Origin of the sequence: Mesonia ostreae (assembly GCF_031845265.1) — a bacterium.
GTDB lineage: Bacteria > Bacteroidota > Bacteroidia > Flavobacteriales > Flavobacteriaceae > Mesonia > Mesonia ostreae.
Window position 1 is genome coordinate 25,261 of sequence record NZ_JAVRBG010000011.1, and the last position, 20,782, is coordinate 46,042.

At 35.0% G+C, this 20,782-nt stretch carries 13 protein-coding genes; 6 read left to right on the forward strand and 7 right to left on the reverse strand.

Annotated features, from left to right (window positions below):
- Positions 1–54 precede the first annotated feature (54 nt).
- Positions 55–1,596, forward strand: a complete 1,542-nt coding sequence (locus RLT85_RS11380; protein WP_311402176.1) for a glycine--tRNA ligase — start codon at positions 55–57, stop codon at positions 1,594–1,596.
- Between the two features lie 327 nt (positions 1,597–1,923).
- Here the strand turns inward: RLT85_RS11380 and RLT85_RS11385 are convergent, their stop codons facing one another.
- Both RLT85_RS11385 and RLT85_RS11390 read right to left on the reverse strand, forming a co-directional pair.
- Positions 1,924–4,785, reverse strand: a complete 2,862-nt coding sequence (locus tag RLT85_RS11385) for a BspA family leucine-rich repeat surface protein (protein WP_311402177.1) — start codon at positions 4,783–4,785, stop codon at positions 1,924–1,926.
- A 57-nt stretch (positions 4,786–4,842) separates the two neighbouring features.
- Positions 4,843–8,256: a DUF8818 domain-containing protein gene (locus tag RLT85_RS11390; RefSeq protein WP_311402178.1), complete on the reverse strand. Its 3,414-nt coding sequence runs from the start codon at positions 8,254–8,256 to the stop codon at positions 4,843–4,845.
- Between the two features lie 111 nt (positions 8,257–8,367).
- On the opposite strand from RLT85_RS11390, the gene RLT85_RS11395 reads away from it, so the two are divergent.
- Both RLT85_RS11395 and RLT85_RS11400 read left to right on the forward strand, forming a co-directional pair.
- The gene (locus tag RLT85_RS11395; RefSeq protein ID WP_311402179.1) at positions 8,368–9,129 is read left to right on the forward strand and encodes an exodeoxyribonuclease III; all 762 of its coding nucleotides are present in this window, start codon (positions 8,368–8,370) and stop codon (positions 9,127–9,129) included.
- A gap of 11 nt (positions 9,130–9,140) precedes the next feature.
- Entirely contained in the window at positions 9,141–10,103 is a 963-nt protein-coding gene (locus tag RLT85_RS11400; RefSeq protein WP_311402180.1) for an OmpA/MotB family protein, read from the forward strand.
- 381 nt (positions 10,104–10,484) lie between these two features.
- Here RLT85_RS11400 and RLT85_RS11405 read toward each other — a convergent pair whose 3' ends face one another.
- The 3 genes from RLT85_RS11405 to RLT85_RS11415 all read right to left on the reverse strand — a co-directional run bounded on the left by RLT85_RS11405 (position 10,485) and on the right by RLT85_RS11415 (position 17,468).
- On the reverse strand, positions 10,485–14,546 hold the full coding sequence (locus tag RLT85_RS11405; RefSeq protein ID WP_311402181.1) for a T9SS type B sorting domain-containing protein: 4,062 nt from the start codon (positions 14,544–14,546) through the stop codon (positions 10,485–10,487).
- A gap of 234 nt (positions 14,547–14,780) precedes the next feature.
- Positions 14,781–15,149, reverse strand: a complete 369-nt coding sequence (locus tag RLT85_RS11410; RefSeq protein ID WP_311402182.1) for a response regulator — start codon at positions 15,147–15,149, stop codon at positions 14,781–14,783.
- A 3-nt stretch (positions 15,150–15,152) separates the two neighbouring features.
- Positions 15,153–17,468, reverse strand: a complete 2,316-nt coding sequence (locus RLT85_RS11415; RefSeq protein WP_311402183.1) for a sensor histidine kinase — start codon at positions 17,466–17,468, stop codon at positions 15,153–15,155.
- A gap of 234 nt (positions 17,469–17,702) precedes the next feature.
- On the opposite strand from RLT85_RS11415, the gene RLT85_RS11420 reads away from it, so the two are divergent.
- The 3 genes from RLT85_RS11420 to RLT85_RS11430 are packed head-to-tail and all read left to right on the forward strand — an operon-like array spanning position 17,703 to position 19,611.
- Positions 17,703–18,200, forward strand: a complete 498-nt coding sequence (locus tag RLT85_RS11420) for a rhodanese-like domain-containing protein (RefSeq protein WP_311402184.1) — start codon at positions 17,703–17,705, stop codon at positions 18,198–18,200.
- The gene (locus tag RLT85_RS11425) at positions 18,201–18,800 is read left to right on the forward strand and encodes a TIGR04282 family arsenosugar biosynthesis glycosyltransferase (RefSeq protein WP_311402185.1); all 600 of its coding nucleotides are present in this window, start codon (positions 18,201–18,203) and stop codon (positions 18,798–18,800) included.
- 1 nt (position 18,801) lies between these two features.
- Positions 18,802–19,611 (forward strand): purine-nucleoside phosphorylase, encoded by an 810-nt coding sequence (locus RLT85_RS11430; protein ID WP_311402186.1) that lies wholly within the window; start codon positions 18,802–18,804, stop codon positions 19,609–19,611.
- A gap of 77 nt (positions 19,612–19,688) precedes the next feature.
- Here RLT85_RS11430 and RLT85_RS11435 read toward each other — a convergent pair whose 3' ends face one another.
- Complete coding sequence (locus tag RLT85_RS11435) at positions 19,689–20,186, reverse strand: hypothetical protein (RefSeq protein ID WP_311402187.1); 498 nt, start codon at positions 20,184–20,186, stop codon at positions 19,689–19,691.
- Between the two features lie 13 nt (positions 20,187–20,199).
- Positions 20,200–20,676: a transcription elongation factor GreA gene (greA, locus tag RLT85_RS11440; protein ID WP_311402188.1), complete on the reverse strand. Its 477-nt coding sequence runs from the start codon at positions 20,674–20,676 to the stop codon at positions 20,200–20,202.
- Positions 20,677–20,782 lie beyond the last annotated feature (106 nt).

Sequence of the window (20,782 nt, forward strand, 5' to 3'; positions counted from 1 at the left end):
AAAACTTAGAGCCTAAACCTAAATTTAAGTCCGTTTAATTATTATTTTTGCGCTATGGCAAAACAACAAGACACTTTTAAGCAAGTAATTTCCCATGCCAAAGAGTATGGGTACATTTTTTCGTCTAGCGAAATTTACGATGGATTAAGCGCAGTTTATGACTATGGTCAAAACGGAGCCGAACTCAAGAAAAACATCAAAGACTATTGGTGGAAAAGCATGGTGCAACTCAACCAAAACATTGTAGGTTTAGATGCGGCCATTTTAATGCACCCCAAAACGTGGAAAGCTTCTGGGCACGTAGATGCCTTTAACGATCCGCTTATTGATAATAAAGATTCTAAAAAGAGATATAGAGCCGATGTTTTGGTAGAAGATTATGCCGAAAAAATCAATCAAAAAGCTCAAAAAGAAATCAATAAAGCCAAAAAGAGGTTTGGTGATGACTTTAACGAAGAGGAATTTGTAACCACCAACCCTAGAGTGCTTCGTTACCGCGAAGAGCAGAAAAGCATATTAGAGCGTTTGGCAAAATCCTTAACGGAAGAAAATCTTGCCGATGTAAAAGCGCTTATTGAAGAATTAGAGATTGCCTGCCCAGATACTGGTTCTAAAAATTGGACCGATGTGAAGCAGTTTAATTTGATGTTTGGCACCAAACTAGGCGCTTCGGCAGATTCTGCTACAGATTTATATTTGCGACCAGAAACCGCTCAAGGAATCTTTGTGAATTTTGCTAATGTGCAAAAGACCGGAAGAATGAAAATTCCCTTCGGAATCGCACAAATAGGAAAAGCCTTTAGAAATGAAATTGTAGCGAGGCAGTTTATTTTTCGTCAGCGTGAATTTGAACAAATGGAAATGCAATTTTTTGTGCGTCCAGGCGAAGAGCTTAAATGGTTTGAACATTGGAAGGAAACGCGTCAAAATTGGCATGCTTCTTTAGGTTTGGGAGAAGAAAATTACCGTTTTCACGACCACGAAAAAATGGCGCATTATGCTAATGCTGCGACAGATATTGAATTTGACTTTCCTTTCGGATTTAAAGAATTGGAAGGAATACATTCTAGAACCGATTTCGATTTAAAAGCCCACGAAGAACTTTCTGGAAAGAAATTACAGTTTTTTGACCCAGAACTCAACAAAAACTATGTTCCTTACGTGATTGAAACTTCGATTGGTTTAGACCGTATGTTTTTGGCTGTTTTCTCTAGCGCGTTACGCGAAGAAACGTTAGAAGACGGTTCTACGAGAACGCTTTTAAAATTACCTTCTATTTTGGCACCGATAAAAGCGGCTGTTTTTCCGTTAGTGAAAAAAGACGGTTTGCCCGAAATTGCCCAAGAAATTATTGACGAGTTGCAATGGGATTTCAACGTGATTTATGATGAAAAAGATGCGGTAGGAAGACGTTACCGTCGTCAAGATGCCAACGGAACGCCGTTTTGCATTACCGTAGACCACGATACCAAAGAAGATAACCAAGTAACCATTCGTCATCGCGATACGATGGAACAAAAACGAGTGCCCATTTCAGAATTAAAAGAAATTATAGCACAAGAAGTAAGCTTTAAAAATTGGATGCAGAAGAGGTAGGTTTTAGATCATTGTTGTTCGATAAAGACTCAAGACCTGCCCGTATCGAAAGGATACGTTCGGGCGGGTCGCTATGCTTTTTGAACCAAGAATCAGGACTTCATTGTAACTAATTGATAAACAGCAATAGTTTTGAGTGAAATTTTTTCTCACTTTTAATGAATCAATTTAAAAAATAAGGTCTTCATTTTAAGATTTTTCACAATCTTCTGTCTTAAAAAATCAAGCAGTTTTACCTAAAAGGTAATAGGACAATAACGACTTTAATTATAGAAACACAAAACCCGCTTAGAAATAGGCGGGTTTTTAATTTAGGTTTTGTAATCTTTATTTTTTAATAAACCTTTTATTTACTGTCCCAAGATGAGTTTGGATTTGTATAAAATAAATACCAGCACTTAAACTTTCTAAGTTAAGTTGTTGCTTGTTATCTTTAATATTTATAAGTTCTAATCCACTTAAGTTATAGATTTTTATTTGCTCAACTTCTTGATTGTTTTTCACTTCAATATGTAGGGTATTTTGCGTTGGGTTTGGGTAGATGCTGATGTTATTTGCTAAATCATAAATAGACACATTTAAATTATCAATTATTTCAGTAGAAACCATATTAGTAATAATGGGTGCATTAAAATCAAAATAGATTTGGGCATCTCCAGTAATAAAATCACCAACAGCAACATCACTTTTAGGCTTTATTTTATAAGCCACAAAACCGTGACTTGCGGGTTCGTTAGTGTATTCATCGGGTAGGTTAATTCCGTCAAAAATAAATTCTACTTCGTTTTCATTGGTTACTTCAATTCTATAATTATGACTCGCACTTACAGGTCTTAATGTGGTGTAATCTAATTTTGGATGTAGCGTGTCTAAAATCCTTACGTTAATGGCGCTTGCAGTTCCTGTATTTTGAAAACGAATCAGGTAATTTAAATATTCGTCGGCATCATCAATTTCTATTTCCTCGCCTTGTAAAACCTGTTTATCGTTAGGGTCGTAAGAATTCACTACAGTTTGGTCATAGACAAATGTATTGTCGTTAGGAGTAAAATCATTCGCACTCGGACTCACATTTACGGTAAAGCTCAAAATATCATCTCCGTTTACTGTTGGCGGTTGAAAGGTTTGCATCGCAAGGTCTACAGTCTGAAAAGTTAGCGGTTGTAAGTTGGTAATATTAAAAGTAAGTTGACTAGCCGTGTTTGAAGCTGGCGTTACATTTGCACTTACAAAACTTTGCATCGAATCATCAAAATCTAAAGTTACCGTAGCATTAGCTATAGTTTGCGTTCCTATATTTTCGACCACCAATTGATAATCGGCTTCAAAACCAGGACGAGCTTCACTGGTAGGGAATAAAACCACATTTAGGTCTTTCATGGTTTGATTGGCGGTCACACAAAAATCTGCTACCTCAGTATTAGAGGTTGTGAAAGTTACATCGATACTTGGTGGACTCACAGTGTAGTAACTTGGATAGTTCACCAAAGAGACTGTAAAATTAGTTCCAATGGTTCCTAATTCGTAGTATCCATTACTAGAATAGGTGAAGATATCATCTTCCCCATTATTCGTATTCACCATAAAATCAGAGATGCCTGCATCATTAGAATCACAACCGTTGTTGTTTTCATCATAGAGAATAATTCCAGAGATACTATTGCAGTTTTCCGATTCTGAGTCCCCATAAATTGTCCAACCATTAATTAAAAGTGCATTTCTCGCATTTTGATTACAAAATTTAAGATCATGTGCTCCCAATTCATCTTCAGAAAGGTTTAAAAAAGCCAAATGAGAAAGAAGAGCATCATAATTTTCTACATCTAATCCACTATAGGATACAAACGCCTCACCTAAAAAAGTAGTAAGTGAGACAGATTGATTAAAGTTCCAATTACTTAGGTCTTGATTAAAAGAAACTGCGTGTGAAAATATACCTTCCATATTATATACATTACTGACATCCCAATTATCTAATGGTTGATTAAACAGTTCTGTATATCCAAACATTCCAGTCATATATGTAACATTACTCACATCCCAATTACTTAATGGTTGATTAAAAGCATCATTAAATCTAAACATATCAGTCATATTATTTACGCTGGAAACATCCCAATTATTCAAGGGCTGATTAAAGGTATCTGCAGATTCAAACATACTCATCATGCGAATTACATTAGATACATCCCAATTATCTAATGGTTGGTTAAAAGAAGCTGCAACCGAAAACATTTCTGCCATTTCTGTAACATTGGAAACATCCCAGTTATTTAAAGGTTGATTAAATGTCTCTGCAAAGAAAAACATATGATTCATTTTGGTTACATTAGATACATCCCAGCTATCTAGTGGTTGATTAAAGGTCGAGTCTGTATTGGAATATTTACAACTAAACATATTTCCCATATCTGTGACATTAGATACATCCCAACTACTTAAAGGTTGATTGAACGATTCAGCATCCCTAAACATAGAGTTCATGTTGGTTACATTTGATACATTCCAATTACTAAGAGGATTGTTAAAATTATATGCGCCCCAAAACATAAAACCCATAACCGTGACATTGGAAACATCCCAAGAGTTTAAAGGTTGATTAAAATCATTCGCTCCCGTAAACATAGAACCCATATTGGTAACATTAGAAACATCCCAATTATTAAGAGGTTTGTTAAAATTATATGCGCCCCTAAACATATTATTCATATCATTTACATTAGATACGTCCCAATGATTTATTGATTGGTTAAATGCTTTTGCTAATTTAAACATATGGCTTAAATCGGTAACCTGGGTTAAATCCGGGGCATCATTAGCATTAATAGTTAAATTTTCACAACCAAAAAATGCAGAATTCATAGATTGCCATTCAATATGTCCCCATTGTTCAATGGATTTAATTTTGTTAGCCTCCTCAGAACCATTAAAGTAAATTCTAGGAAAATCTCCAGAAATACTTACCGTATAAATTCCTAATTCAGTATATGTGTGGGAAATATCCCCCGTTATGTTGGACTCAATGGTACCATCTCCAAAATCGATGGTGTAATTATAACCATTACCTTCGGTTGGAATAGTAATACTTTCATTTTCATCAACCTCCCAAGTCGTAATAAAAGGTTGGTTTTGTGCCTGAGTGTAAAAAGTAGAAAATACAATAAAGAGAAATAAGTAAAGATTTTTCATAAAATAGTTGGTTTACGCTAGCAATATAATATTTTTTTGCTATTTGTTAAAAAAAACTTAAAAATAAGCCCTCAATTGCACGCTCCCCGTATGGATCGCTTTAGCGTTCTCACTTTTTCGACCTAAATAAGATAAATTAAGGTCGAGATAATTGGTGAGTTTTCGCTGCGCCAACAGCGTCCACGTAAAGTTTTTGTTGGGTTGTAAACCTTGTAACATTTGGTAAGCTACGGGAGAAAAAGCACTACCCGTAAACTCATTAAAAATATAATTAAACTCTCCGCTTAGCGCATATTTTTGGGCGTTCGCAAAATTGAAAGAAGTACCTAGTTTTTGCTGCTGTAATTCTTCTTGATCTCCCAATCTATTAGTTTGGGTGTTATATTGGTAAAACACATCAAAACGCGTACTTCTAGATAATAAATAAGACACTTTGGGATTGGTAGTATAACTTAAAATATCATAATTGCGATTTCCGAAATTCTCTGAAGTACTTACCGTAGTGGTGGTTTGGTTGTCAAAATTAAACAACCAGCTTTCTTGCACTTTGTGGTTAAATTTTAACTGGTGACTTTCAATATCATTTTCTTGAAAGCCTGTAGAGAGCAAGTTTTTGGCTCGGGTAGAAATGTAGGTGTACGAGGTAGTGTGGTTTTGCTTGCCTCGATTAAAGAAAATCGTGTTTCTAAAATTCAGGTTCACGGCAAGTTCTTGACTCCCGCTATCGTTAAACGGATTCAAATCAAAATTATCTCCCTCGCGCTCTATCTTTCGGTCTACCAAATAAGAAGTCTGGTTGTAAAAATGTTGTAAAAACTTTTTGGCGCTTGCATCCTCACTCAGTTGCATAAAATTAAGCGTTACAATCTGGCTAAATTTATTCTGGTGCGTCTTCAAAAAAACCTGATTAGGGAGCAGCACCCGCACATATTTTGCTTGGTCTGGATAAGGCGAAATCTCGAACTCCTCCAATTCCTGCAAACCGTTCTCGTTGTAATCGTTCCAGGTGTATTGTCCCTCGCCAGGATTCACTTCCACATAAGTAAATTCTTGCTGCGCTAAGGTTCCGCTATTAGTTTCGTAAGCGGTGTTAAGACTTAGTACTTTGTTAAATAAAAACTGATTGTACAACACCCTAGAATTCAATGATTGTTCGTCTTCTACATTTTCTTCCTCATTGATGAGCTTTCTATAATTCGCAAATACAGAAAGTTGCGTATTTTCATTTTGTATCAACCTAGATTTTAAATAGTAGTTGTTAGATTTGCTTACCCGTTGCAAATTGTTGTTGCGTAAACTGTCATTTACCCGATGACGATAACCAACCTCAGCATACACCGCCGTGCTGTCTCCAACGCCTGTGAACACCTCGTAACTATTAAACCGCTGACTATTACCTGTGAGTTGCTGAGTTTCATTTTCTTTTTGCTGATTGTCTTCTAGGTTCACGCGCGTTCCTGCCCAAACCTTACCAAAATCGTAGACGGCAGAGGCATTCATTCGTAGAAATTGAGAATCAAAAATTTCAGATTTACTGTCTAGATAACTTCCGTAAAGCCGCGTTCTCAATTTCCCGATTTTATGCTGAGAACTAATGATATGGCGAGTTCCGCTATAATTTTCTGAATAGTCTAATTGTTCAAAACGGTACTGGGAGCTTCCGTTATTAAGGGTTTTAAAATTGATTCCGGCTTGTACATAATTTTGATTTCCTAACGGATTTACCAAATTCCAATCCCGATTGAATTCCACATTATACAAAGGTTCGATACTTTCAAAATCGTTTTGCACGTAATTAATTCCGGCGAAAGCCTCCACCAGCGAAGAATCTTTAAATTGAAGCACGCGTTGATGTACTTCTACTCTGCCCGCAAAGCCATCATTGTCATCATTATCTAATTCAGAAAACAAGTTTTCATCGTTATTGCTGGCGGCAAATTCAAAATTAATCTTTGTTTTTTCTGAAGGTTGATATTTTCCGTGCACCACGCCAACCTGTAATTTGGTAGGTGCAAAAAGCCTAATCACGGGTTCATAATTTCCTTGCGGAATTCCGTTTACCGGAAGTACATACTCATAAATTCTTGTAATGGCACTCGCGTTGGTTAAGACGTAATTTCCTTGGTTTTCTCCCACATTACTAAAACGGACTTGAAAAAGCTCTTCCTCTGGATCTGTAGAATACACAAAAACCTCCTCACCATTTACGAGCTCTTTGGTATATAAAACTTTGTTTTCATCAAAGGTATCGGGTACGGCACTGGGCGCAATCATTTGGCTCGTATCATCGCCCGCATTGGAAAGAATTAGCGCCTGTTCTTCATTGAGGTTTTGCTGTAAAGGCTGATTTTTAATGTCATTTTCTGAATACACAAAAGCGCCAATCTCCAATTTTTCACTAGTATGTTTTCCTCCTCCTGTTGCGACTACGCGCGAATAATTACGATCTGAATATTGATATTCTACCGTAATCCTCATTTCTGAAGTAATGGGATAGGTCGCATTAAAAATAATCTCTCCCGCATTATAATCGATCACGTAATCTTCATTTTCTCCTCGCTCTAGGCGGATTCCATTCACAAAAACCGACTCACTTCCAGAAACAATGAGCACAAACAACTCGCCGTTGGGACCGGTTAATTTATACGGACCTTGATTGCCTTCTTGTGCCTGAAATTGATTTCTGGTAAATACTCCTTTTACCAAAGCGCCGGCGGCAAAAACTTCGGTGGTATTGCCATTGGGGTTGATGGTGGCGCCAAGCGAAAGTCCCTGCACTTTTTTATGGTAAGAAGCAAAGTAAGAATCGTCTTGCACCAAATCTACATCACCTGCTCTAATGTTCCAGTTTTTGCCATACAATTCGATAAAAATCTGATCGAACTCATTAAGGTTTTGAGAATATCCATTCTGCTGAATAGGAATATTAGAATCTTGCAAGGAAGCTCGAAGATTCACGTTATCTGAAATTTTTCCGGTAATTTGTAAATCCAATTCAGAATCCAAAACCGCGTTTTGATTGGTTCCCATAGTAATGCCACGCGAAATGCTTCCGCTGGTGGTTAAACCGTCAAATGGAACAAAGCTTCGCTGATTTTTTTCTTCTCCCAATTGATAAATTCGGTTGACCCTATTTTCATTTCCTACAATACTATTGGGATCAAATTGGTAATAGCGTTTGGTAAAATAATCGGGATATTTTCTATAGACTACTTTAATAGAATCGTTTTGCTTCCGTAAAGAATCATTTAAAATGAGTGAAGATTTAGCAAAATCAACTTGGTATAAAGTAGAATCTATCAACTTTCCTTGTAGATTATACAACTTAAATTTAAACGGGTTTATACTTACAGAATCTATAGCTACTGTATCGCTTACCGCTAGTTTCTTTTCGGTGAAATCACCCTCATACACTTGTGCTTTTGCTTTTGCGGCAAGAAGTAGAAAGAATATGAATAGAAGTTTGCGCATGTAAGGTAAAACTAATGCTTTTGATAAATATTTTATGAGATGTGCATCAATTTTTAATAAACAAACAATCTTAACCCCTACATTATTCTATTTTTGTAAAAAAATAAATCTATGGTCATTGTTTCATATAATGTGAATGGCATTAGAGCCGCATTAAGAAAAGAATTTATTACTTGGTTAACGCATGCAAATCCAGATGTGGTTTGTCTGCAAGAAATTAAAGCCAATCCAGAGCAATTTGATGAAAAGGTTTTTCATGTAATTGGTTATAAGTACTGCTACTGGTATCCTGCACAAAAAAAAGGCTATAGTGGCGTCGCAATTCTAAGCAAAACCAAACCCAATAATGTAACCTATGGTACAGGCATAGATTATATGGATTTTGAAGGAAGATCGATTAGAGCAGATTTTGATGACGTTTCTGTGATGAGTTTGTATTTACCTTCAGGAACCAATACAGATCGTCTAGAATTTAAGCTTAGGTTTATGGACGATTTTCAAACCTATATCACGCAATTGAGACAAGAAGTTCCTAATTTGGTCATTTCTGGAGATTATAATATTTGTCACGAACCTATAGATATTCACGATCCCGTACGTTTAAAAAATGTTTCTGGATTTTTACCAGTAGAAAGAACGTGGTTGAGTGGCTTTTTAGAAAGCGGCTTTACAGATTCTTTTAGACATCTAAATCCAGAGCGAGTAGAATATTCTTGGTGGAGTTACCGCGCCAATGCGAGAGCAAATAATAAAGGTTGGCGACTAGATTATCATTTAGTGAGCGCTCCTTTACAAGAAAAAATAAAAAGAGCCGTTATCTTACCAGAGGCAAAACATAGCGATCATTGTCCTATTTTGGTTGAATTAAATTAAACTCATCACCTATGCAAAAGAAATTTTTTATACTTCCGGCACTTCTTTTAAGCCTTGTTGTTTCTTGCGTTCCTGCAAAGAAATTTACAGATCTTGAAGATCAATACGCCGAACTTGAAAACAGAAATAGCGCCCTAGAAAATAGATTGGCCGATTGCCGAGAAGAAAAAACGCAAGCGGGACAAAATTTTGAAGATGTAAAGCTTTCTAATGAAAATTTGCAACAACAAATAAAAGACTTAAAAAATGAGCTAGGTTTAAAAACTCGCAATCTAGAACAGCTTCAAGACTCTTACAATGCTTTGGAATCTAACAGCTCTGCTAATTTAGCCGAAAATTCTAAACGCAATCGTGAGCTTTTAGCTCAATTAGAGAAAAAAGAAAAGGCCTTGGCCAATGAGCAACAAAGATTAGAAAAGCTTAAAGAAGATTTGGATGCGCGATCCCAACGTGTTGACGAATTGGAAAGTTTAATTGCCGCTAAAGATGCTAAAATGCAGGCTTTAAAAAAGAGTGTTTCTAATGCTCTAATGAATTTTGAGGGCAAAGGTTTAACTGTAGAGCAACGCAACGGAAAAGTCTATGTTTCTATGGAAAACAAGCTTTTATTTAGTTCTGGAAGTTGGGCCGTAGGAAGCCAAGGAAAACAAGCGGTGAGCCAGCTGGCTTCTGTTTTAGCTGAAAACAAAGATATTAATGTATTGATAGAAGGTCATACTGATAATGTGCCTTACGGCGGAAATGAAATATTAAAAGACAATTGGGATCTTTCTACCAAAAGAGCAACTTCTATTGTTCATTTATTACAGCAAAATAGCAAGATTAATGCGAAACGCTTAACTGCTGCTGGTCGCGGAGAATTTGCACCCATTGCGCCAAATACATCTGCTTCAGGAAAAGCTAAAAACAGAAGAATTGAGGTGATTTTAACGCCGCAATACGATGAGCTTTCTCGTTTATTAACCGATGAGTAGTGGTAATTATTAGAAGCTAAAAAAAGAAATCTTTTTAGTTTTTCAGAAGAAAGCATGAAATTTTTCCTTCGTTTAAATGACAGTATCGAGGATGAGAACACGGCTTTGAAGTAAACTCGCATGAATGAATTCACTTCGGGCAGGTTGAGGGGGATAGGTTAAAGAAAAAGCCTTCGACTATATTGCTCAAGGTGATAAGACAAACTAAAATACAAAGGAGGCTGTCTAAAAAGTTTTGAAGACTGTCATTCTGAATTTATTTCAGAGTCTCACTATATTGATTCACAAATCAGTATGAGAACCTGAATCAAGTTCAGGTTGATAGAAATTGACTTTTTAGACAACCTCTTTTATTTTCATTATAAAGCTAATTCTAAAAAACTAACGCTTCAAAGTAAAATGAGATTTGAAAGCTTTTTGATTCCCATCTTGGGTGAAAACTACCTGAAACCAGTAATCATTAGAAGGCAAATTCTTTCCATTTAAAGAGCCATCCCAACCTCTTTTTCTAGGACTTAACGTGGTTATCAATTTTCCGAATCTATCAAAAATATATACTTGGGCTTCGGGATGTTCTTTTAGATCTTTTATATTCCAAAAATCATTAACTCCGTCAGAATTTGGGGTGAAAAATTTTGGGTATTTGATCACTTCTACTTCTTTTGTGGTTTCGCCGCAATAATTTTCTATTCCGCGTACTGTAATCGTATGCACCCCAGAGGCAACATCGTAAAACTCATTGCTTTCTTGAAATGCACCGTTATTCAATTGATATTCCATTTCCCCTATGGCATCTACCACAGTCACGTGAATCACAGCGACATCCTTAAAAGGCTCTGTAATATTGGTTTTAATTATTGGTTTACTAGATGCAGTCACTTTTACAACAGTGGTTTTATACCCACAATCAGATGCCGATATTGGATATAATACTTCACTTTGAACCGTATATTCACCAGTTTGACTAGTTTCATAGTTTTCTCCCGTATGCACTAAATTTCCTTCAAAATACCAATAAACTTCAAACTCACTCTCTGGCAATCCCGATGCTAGAAATGCAGAGGAAATCACTTCTTCAGTTTTAGGATCTTTACAAATTACAGCGTCACTAATGTAGAGTGGCAAAGATGGATAGATGATAATTTCTATCATTTTTTCTACACCACATGCAGAGTTTGCTTCCGCGGAAGCGTATGCATAAACAGTATACGTTCCTGGTGCTTTAAAATACATTTCTTCTGAAGGTAATAAACCTTGCTGATTGGGAGCACTATAAAAACTAATCTCTGCGTTTTCTAAACTAATTAGCGATAAATCGAAACTACCGCAAGATTCAATAGTTTCAAACTCTTCTAAACTAGGTGTTGGGGTAACTTCTACGTGAAAACTTGCCTCGCTTTCACAGGTAAAACGATCGCCGTTTATGGCATAAATAAAAATTTGTTGTGAGGTGTTAATTGCCAATCCTGCTTGCAGCTGATTCCCTTCTCCTCCACTTTGTGTGAAATATTTCCCAGCTTGTAAAGTTGGTAAAATATAGGTGTCACAAACTGCTACATCTTCAAATTCTCCCAAATCTATACCTTCTATGTAAATGGTAAAAGAATCTTGATTATCACACGTGTCAAGTTGTGGCCAAGAATTATAAATAAAGATTTCTTGGGTATTGCTTATCAAATCTCCTGGAAAGAGTTGTTGGCCGCCGCCATTAGGCAAGGTGTAATAACTTCCGTTGGCTAAAGCAGATAATTCGTAAGCTTCACATGAATAAACATCTGTAAAGTTTTCTATAGGAGGCAATTCTAGTACTTCTACCATAAAAGAAGTTTCATTGGTACAAGAATTTTCTAAATTATTAATATAAATCGTAGCAGTTTCCGCGATAGCGTCACCTTCAAAAAGCTGATCTCCTTCTCTATTCGGCTCCGTAAAGAATTGTCCGTTTACGATACTGGGCAATACAAAAATATCGTTTACACAAACCAACACATCTTCAAGACTATCTACTGGCGGAATGGGTCTAATGTCTACATAAAAATGCTCATTTTCTGTACAATTAGGAGTCGTAGTTGTTTGGGCGTAATAATAAATATTTTGCGAGGCAATGATCTCTTCTCCCTCTGGAATCGACTCGCCATTTCCTCCCGGTTGTGTAAAATAACCACCAATTTCTAGACTAGGTAGGTTGTAAGTTCCGCAGATAATCAAATCTTGAAAATCTGGTGTGATATAAACTTGGAAGCTGTGCTCATTGGTACAGGTGCCATCGTCATTAAAGACAAATAGCGCTTGCGAGCTAGAAATGGCATCTCCCGGATATTTTTGAGTTCCCGTTCCCCCAGATTGTGTAAAATACATTCCGTTTTCTAATACGGGTAAAGTATAAGAATTACACGTCACCACCTCTAACGGAGTGTCTACTGGCGGTAATGGTAAGATATTTACAGGAAAAGCCTCTTCTTTGCAAAAAACTCCATTTACTTCCGCATAGAAATAAAGGGTTTGATTAGTCATATAGGTAGTTCCTTGAGTAATAATTTCTCCGTTTCCACTAGGTCCGCCTGGTTCGGTATAAAAGTTTCCCGCTGTTGGATTATGAACTATCATTTGACCGCAATAATTCTCTTTGATACTAAATAACTCTATTAAAATTACGGTAAAACTAGTTTCATTAGAACAGCCATTGGCATCTGGACCGTTATAAATATAATAGGTTCCTTCTTCGTCTATTATATCTCCAGCAAACAACATTTCTCCTGTTCCTTGTGAATCTGTATAATAGTTACCGTGTGTAATGGGTGGCAAAATATATTCACTACACTCAATTACATTTTCGATTTGATCTACCAATGGCAACGGATTTACTATGATATCAAAATTGTCTATTTGAAAACAATTGGGCATATCTCTGTCTTCTACCTTTACCCAAATAGTTTGTGAATCATTAATAAAGGTAGGTAGAAACTCTCCTGGGTTTTCGATAGGATTAGAATCATTTTGAGCATCCATATAAGAAGTGTAGAAGAAAAAGAAGTAATCGTCTGAATTGGTGACCACACTAAAATTATTTTGATTCAAGTCTACCATAATCTCTGCATTAGGATTATCGCACAATTCAATATTTGGAACATTTAAAACGATGGGATCATTAACAAGGAGTTGAAAGCTATATACTTCGTCACAATACAAATTGGCATCTAAGGAGATTAATTTAATATAAATTATCTGATTTTCTTGCCCGTTGTAACTACCAATTTGGTTCGTAGGAATCGGGTTACTATTATTTAAATCTTCTTGAGAAGCATAATAAACTATCTCGTAGGCTTCTGCAGAAATATCCAAATCTTCGTAAGAATTCTCTAATAAATTATAGGTGTAATCTCCAGAATCTTCGTAACAAACATTAAGATCTTCTGGAGCTTGAACAGAAATCTCTGATAAAATAATTTCATCGGTTAATACGCAACCCGAATTATTTTCTGAAACAACAACACTATAGGTTGCTGGATTACTAACTGTTAATGAGTTCCCATTTTGACCAGGAATCACAAACTCATCCATTTTCCATATATGAGAATATTCTTGCGTACTTAGACCTGTGGAAAGTGTTTTTTCTCCACCTTGACAAATTCTAGAATCTTCTCCTAAATCTACATTGGCATTAAAACTACCCGCGGCAAGAAAAATAGCAGAATCAAAATTAGAGTCCGTAGAATCTCCAATCACCAATCTAATTTTATAGGTATTACCGGGTGTAATTTGTGCCGAAGCATTCATCACTTGTGTATAGCCTCGCATATTAACCGTAGATTGCTGTGGTTGGTTGACATTATAAACGTCAAAAAAAGAAGCGTTATCTGAAAGACAAGAATTATTATATGCGTGATCTTTAATATTTTTAACCGAAACGGGTGTCTGCGTTTGCGGAATTACCGCGAGATTCGTACTTACTCCTGTAGTTAAATCGGTTAACAAGAAGGCAAAAACATCACTCGAAACACATTGCCATTGCCCATATTCATTAGAAGCAAATAGAAAGTCAAAACTAAAGGTACTAGAAAGAGGAGTAAATTCAAACTCAAGAAAAGCAACATCTGTAATTTCTGAAGTCTGTCCAGAGGCATTATTTAACTGAGCCAAATATACATCGCTGTTGTTATTTTCTTGAGAACTTAAGTTTTCGCCCGTGTAACTCCCGGCACTAAAACTTGCATTTCCGTTTCTTATAATAACTCCTTCTGAAATAGGAAATTCACCCGAATTGTTGTTAAAATAAGAAACTGATTGTAAAGAAGAAACTGTACTGTTGGCTATGTCTACACACGCATTATCTAATAGAATATTTACTAAATCTTCTGGATTATTATTTTGATCAATGCTAATACTTTGGCCTTTCCCAATTAAGGTAAGTAGTAAAAATAGTGGATAAAGTAATTTTTTCATATTCGTCTAAAATTAGATTAGGCCATATAATTCTGTAAGTATCACGAGACCATAAATATATACGACAAAACGCTCCTTTTAGACGATAAAAGACAAAAATATTACATTAATTTAATAAAATTTTTAATATTAATTGTAAGTAACTCAATAACAGTGACTTAATTTTTAAAATGAAGTGTTAAATTTTGCGGTAAGAATTACACTTTATCTATATAGAAGTGAATTTAATCAGATTTATTTTAGAATTTCCTGTACCATTTCTAAGGTGATTGGCTTCACAAGGTAGCCTTTTACCATTCCATAAGAAGCTACTTCTAACCTATCTTTTTCTGAAATGGAAGAAGTGGCGACGTATATCTTGGGAGTCACTGTGATAGATTTACTTAATTGTTGGTAGGCTTCCATAAACTCTAAGCCATCCATTTTGGGCATATTGAGATCTAAAAATATAATATCACAAATAGAATCTATTTTTTGAAAATCACGAAGTGCTTCTTCTCCATTATAGTAGGAATGCACAGAAATACTTTCACGTATTATATGAATCGTTTTCTTTAAAAGAAATTGATAAATTTTATCATCATCTATTATACAAATATTCATAGTTTAATTAAAACATAAATTAAATATACTTCCTTTTCCTAATTCGCTTTCCACGGTAATTTCACCTCCTAAAGCTTCCATTTGACTTTTGCTTATAAACAGTCCCAATCCCTTAGAGTCAGCATTTTTTGAAAATGTTTTATACATTCCAAATAACTTATCTCCATTTTTTTCGAGATCAATACCTATACCATTATCTTTAATTTGAAGAACAAATCTATCCTTTAACACCAAATAATCTAAATGAATTATAGGACTACGCTCTGGGTGGCAATATTTAAGACTGTTGGACATAAAGTTAAATAAGATACTCTCAAAATATGCAGGATTAAAATTAATCTTCGTTTCTGCAGGTACATTTATATGAATTTGCGCATTTTTTTGAAAAATTTCTATTTGGAGAGATTTTAATACACGTTCTATATAATTTTTTACTAAAATATTTTCTATAGATATCTGAACGTTATTTTGGATATTGATTACATCATTTAAATCGAACAGAGTTTCATCTAAAGCTTTAGATACAGAATCTAACATATTGAACATTTCTTTTTGCTCTTGGGTATGATCCATTTCAAAAAGTAAATGCGCTAAAGATTGAATGTTACTCGCATGGGATCTTAAATTATGAGATACAATATAAGAGAAATTAATCAATCGCTGGTTTTGATTTAAAACCATATCGTAAGATTGATTCAACTCTTCCTTTATTCTTTTTTCACCACTAATATCTATGAGCGTACCTTTAATCTTTGCTAATCTTCCTTCGCTATTTTTTTCACTTTCAAAATGACCTAAGACGTAAATATAAGTCCCATCTGGCGCTAAAATTCTAATCTCATACGGCTTACAATCTTTTCCGTTAAGCAGCAATTTAGAGCATTCTATATAACGCCCCACATCTGAAGGATGAATTCTTGAAAACACAAACTCTGCTGTTAATTTCGTATCCTTTGAGACTTTACAAATCTCATACATAGCATCAGTCCATAAAATTTCATTGGTGTCTGCATTCCATTCCCAATATCCTAATTGTGCAATTTGAGCAGCCATTTCCATCCTAGATTTCAGTTCTGCCAAATCAGATTGGGTTTTATATCTTTCCGTGATATCGTCTACAGTGAAAATATAATTGGGCTTATTTTTATTTTTTAACCAAGTGATTTTTACCCTTAAACTAGTATCATCTTCTTTTGTATGTATGAAATCGGTTTCTACTCTTCCACCTCTTTCCAACAATTTTGTTAAATCTTCTGGTTCTCGCCAAACAGCATCAAAAGTAATTTTTTTTAATTCCTCCAAACTAAGACCTAACTTGTTTAAAAAATACTCATTCGCAGTAATAAATTTGAAATTTTCTGCAGATACATGTACAATCCCTATGGGTGCTAAATTAAAAATAGTTTCGAATTTTTGCTCAGAATTAAAAAGTTGGACGGCCTGCGCCTCCAGTTCTCTTTGAAGTCTCAAAGGTTGCTGTAAAAAATTACACGTGAAGAAACCAATTAATATAGAAATAAGTAGGGCGACAATTAATAAGGGTAATAAAGATAAAAGCAGGTGCTCTTTATTTGTAGAATAAATATAAATACTCCAATTCCCATCTTTTATGTAAACCTTACTGGCTTGTTTAACATCGTAGGAATTCGTTTCGCCATAGAAAAAAGTTTCTTGAGAAGAATTTGTTTTGTGCTTAGACCATTTAAATTTAAATCCCATTTCTGTAAACTGATCTATCCCCGCATTTGCAAGAAAATCCTTCATATCCATAATAACTACAGAAAAACCCCAAAATTTATTTTGAATAAAAATCGGCAACCTTCCTACCACTACCTCTCCTCCTTGCTTTAATTTTATAGGCCCAGCAAAACGCATATTTCTGTCCATGATAGCTTCATTTGCCTCCTCTTTAGAGTAAGAATCCTTTAGTATATCTAGCTCTAAAGCTTTTTGATTGGACTTATAAGGATAGACGTAAGATATGATTCCGTTAGGTACTAATTGCACACTACCAATCGTAGGATTTTTAGAAAGAATTGTTCCAGCAATCTGTTCAAAATTATGAGGTTTTCCTTCATCATCTATGGTTAAGGCTATCGTTAAAGCTGCCATATAACTATTTTTTAAAGACTGCTCTATATTTTGCTCTATCACAGCCAAAACCTCCGTCTCTTTTTGCTTTTCATCATCTTTAGATAAAGAATATTCCTGATAAATAATAAGGGAAAATAGGAGTAAAGTAGCTAAGAAAACAGCTACCCCAATAATTTTAGGTCGGATGGTCAACCAAGATGTAGGAAAATTTGATTTTGTGCCCATGAATAAGAAGGTTCTTTTAAACTTCCTTTCAATTATTCAAGAGTTTTAACATATCTGTATTAAAACCAGCTGCCTAATTAAAAAGAAAGAAGTTACTAATTCGGGGTTCTATAAATATATCATTTATTTTTTAGCTTAACTTCCTCAAAGTAAATTAAATTTCAATATCTTCCCTCTTAGAAGACTAAGACAGACATTTTCCTCTAAAATTTGTGAAAAAAGTAAAATAAGTTCATGAAATTCCTCTTAAGTTTTATATTCCTCTCCTCTTATTTTTGTGCAGCACAACAAGAATTTCAACACGTATTACAAAAGCATAATGACGAAAGTGTTCCCTATATCAGCGTCAAAGAACTTAAAACGGAATTAAAAAAATCTAATTTGACGTATATTCTTGATGCCAGAAAAATAGAAGAATATCAAGTAAGTCATCTTCCCAATGCGATTTTTGCAGGGCATAAAGAATTTAATCTTCAGCAGATTCAAAAAAGAATACCTTCTAAAACAGAATGTCTTATCATTTATTGCACCATTGGAGTACGTTCCGAAATTATAGGAAAAAAGCTAAAAGAAGCAGGCTACCCAAACGTAAAGAATTTATACGGAGGCATATTAGAATGGAAAAATAAAGGCTATAAAGTCTACAATCTTAAATCTCAACCTACAGATAGCGTTCATACCTACAATAAAAAATGGAGCCGCTATTTACACCTAGGAAAACCCGTATTTTAAATGTCAAAAAACTTACTAATACTATTTACGAGACATCCAGAACTAGGAAAATGTAAAACCCGTCTTGCCAAAGAAATAGGAGATCAAAAAGCACTAGAAGTGTATCGCTATTTGCTACAACATACCGCAAATGTTACTAAAAATGTAGATGCAGACAAGCAAGTTTGGTACGCCACCAAACCTATAGAAAATGATATTTGGGACTCTAAATATTATACAAAAAAAGCTCAGCAAGGTGAAAATTTAGGAGCGCGTATGTCTTACGCTTTCGCGGAAGGATTTCAGGAAAACTACGATAAGATTCTTATTGTAGGAAGTGATTTGCTGGAAATTGACACAACGCGTATTGAGGATGCTTTTAAAAAGCTAGATACAACCGATTTTGTGCTAGGACCAGCAGAAGATGGCGGCTACTATTTATTAGGCATGAAAAACTTCCGAAGAGAAATCTTTAAAAACAAAAAATGGAGCACTCCAAGTGTATTAGAAAACACTTTAGAAAGTATAGGCGATAAAACGGTAACTTTGCTCGAGACGCTTAATGATATTGACGAATATGAAGATATGCAAAAGCATCCAGAACTAATGAATCTATTATAAAATGCAATACATAGAGGAAACCACAAATTATTTAAGAAAAAAAGGATTTGAAAATCCCGAAATAGGCATCATTCTAGGAACCGGTTTAGGAAAGCTTTTGGAGGAGATGAAAATTATTCACGAAGTAAATTATAATGACATTCCGCATTTTCCTACCGCCACGGTAGAGTTTCATAAAGGAAAACTTCTTTACGGAATTATAGAAGGAAAAACAGTAGTTGTGATGCAAGGTAGATTTCATTCTTATGAAGGTTACAACCTAAAGGAAGTTACTTTTCCTGTACGAATTATGCATCAGTTAGGAATCAAAAAACTCTTGGTTTCTAATGCTTCAGGAGCCATTAACCTCAACTTCAAGAAAGGAGAAATGATGCTTATACAGGATCACATCAATCTATTGGGTGATTCTCCTCTTGCTTTTAAAGACGTTTCTGAATACGGAGAACGTTTTGTAGATATGAGCGAGCCTTATGATAAAAAAATGAGCGATAAACTGCGTCAAATCGCCAAAGAAAATAACATCCCCTTGCACGAAGGTGTATATGTCTCAGTTTTGGGGCCTCAACTAGAAACCAAGGCAGAATATCGGTATTTAAAAATTATTGGCGCAGATGCTGTTGGAATGAGCACTGTCCCCGAAATTATTGTCGCCAATCACCTAAATTTACCCGTTGTAGCAGTTTCGGTATTAACCGATGAATGCGATCCAGACCATTTAAAACCCGTAAATATTAAAGAAATTATAGCGATGGCCGCAAAGGCAGAACCCCACATGATTCAACTTTTTAAAGAATTGATAAAAGATGTATAGGTTTGAAAAAAACTAATTCCTTCACATAAAACTCAGCAAAGCCTTTTCAAGAATTTGAAAAGGCTTTGCTGAGTTTTTTATTCTAAATTCTTTGTAAAACTTTTTGTTTCCGTATTGAAAAGAATCTTTATACTTGAATATGCAGATGATCCATTGGGAATTGAAATAGAATCTAACTCCTCTTGATAAACTCCTAAAACATTCCCGCCATCAAGATTATTTTCTTTCACTTCTATTTGAAAAGCTGACAAACTAATGTCACCAGATAGTACTCTAAACTTAACTCCAACACTGTTATTTTCAATATCGAAAAATGTACCAGCTCCTATCATCGAATCTGGCTCAATTCCATCTACTTCAAATTCATGTAGAATACTATTTTCTTCTGGATTGTCATCATCTAAAAAACTTACTTCATAAACATCCTCAGTATTAGATAATTTGGCGTTATAATTTAAAATATATCCTTCAGGATAATCTTGATCTTGATGTTCATCATCAGAAGAGCAACTTATTATAAAAAATAAAACAGATACTAGTATTAATGATTTTAAAAATTTGCTTTTGGAATTCATATTTTAAATGGTATTAAACTCTAGAAATTTCAAGAATCTCAAAAGTCATCGTTCCGTTAGGAACTTGTATTTCGGCTTTATCGCCTACTACTTTTCCCAATAAGCCTTTCCCAATAGGAGAATCTACAGAGATTTTTCCAGACTTTAAGTCGGCTTCACTTTGAGCCACCAACTTATAGGTCACTTCCATTTTATTGCTGGTATTTCTTATTTTTACCGTACTATGAATCAAGACTTTTGAAGTGTCTAATTGTGATTCATCAACAATTCTTGCGTTAGAAACCACCGCTTCCAATTTAGAAATTTTAAACTCTAACAAGCCTTGCGCCTCTTTGGCCGCATCATATTCGGCATTTTCACTTAAATCTCCCTTGTCTCTAGCCTCTGCAATGGCTTGAGAAGCATTTGGTCTCTCTACATCCCTTAGTTGGTTTAATTCGTCTTTTAATCTTTTTAAACCTTCTGCTGTGTAATAAGATACTTTACTCATAACTTCATCGTTTATATAACAAAAAAATCCCACTCACATGGGATTCCTGTAACAAACAAAGATAATAAATTTTAATAAGCTTAGCAATTATATTAAATTGCAGTAT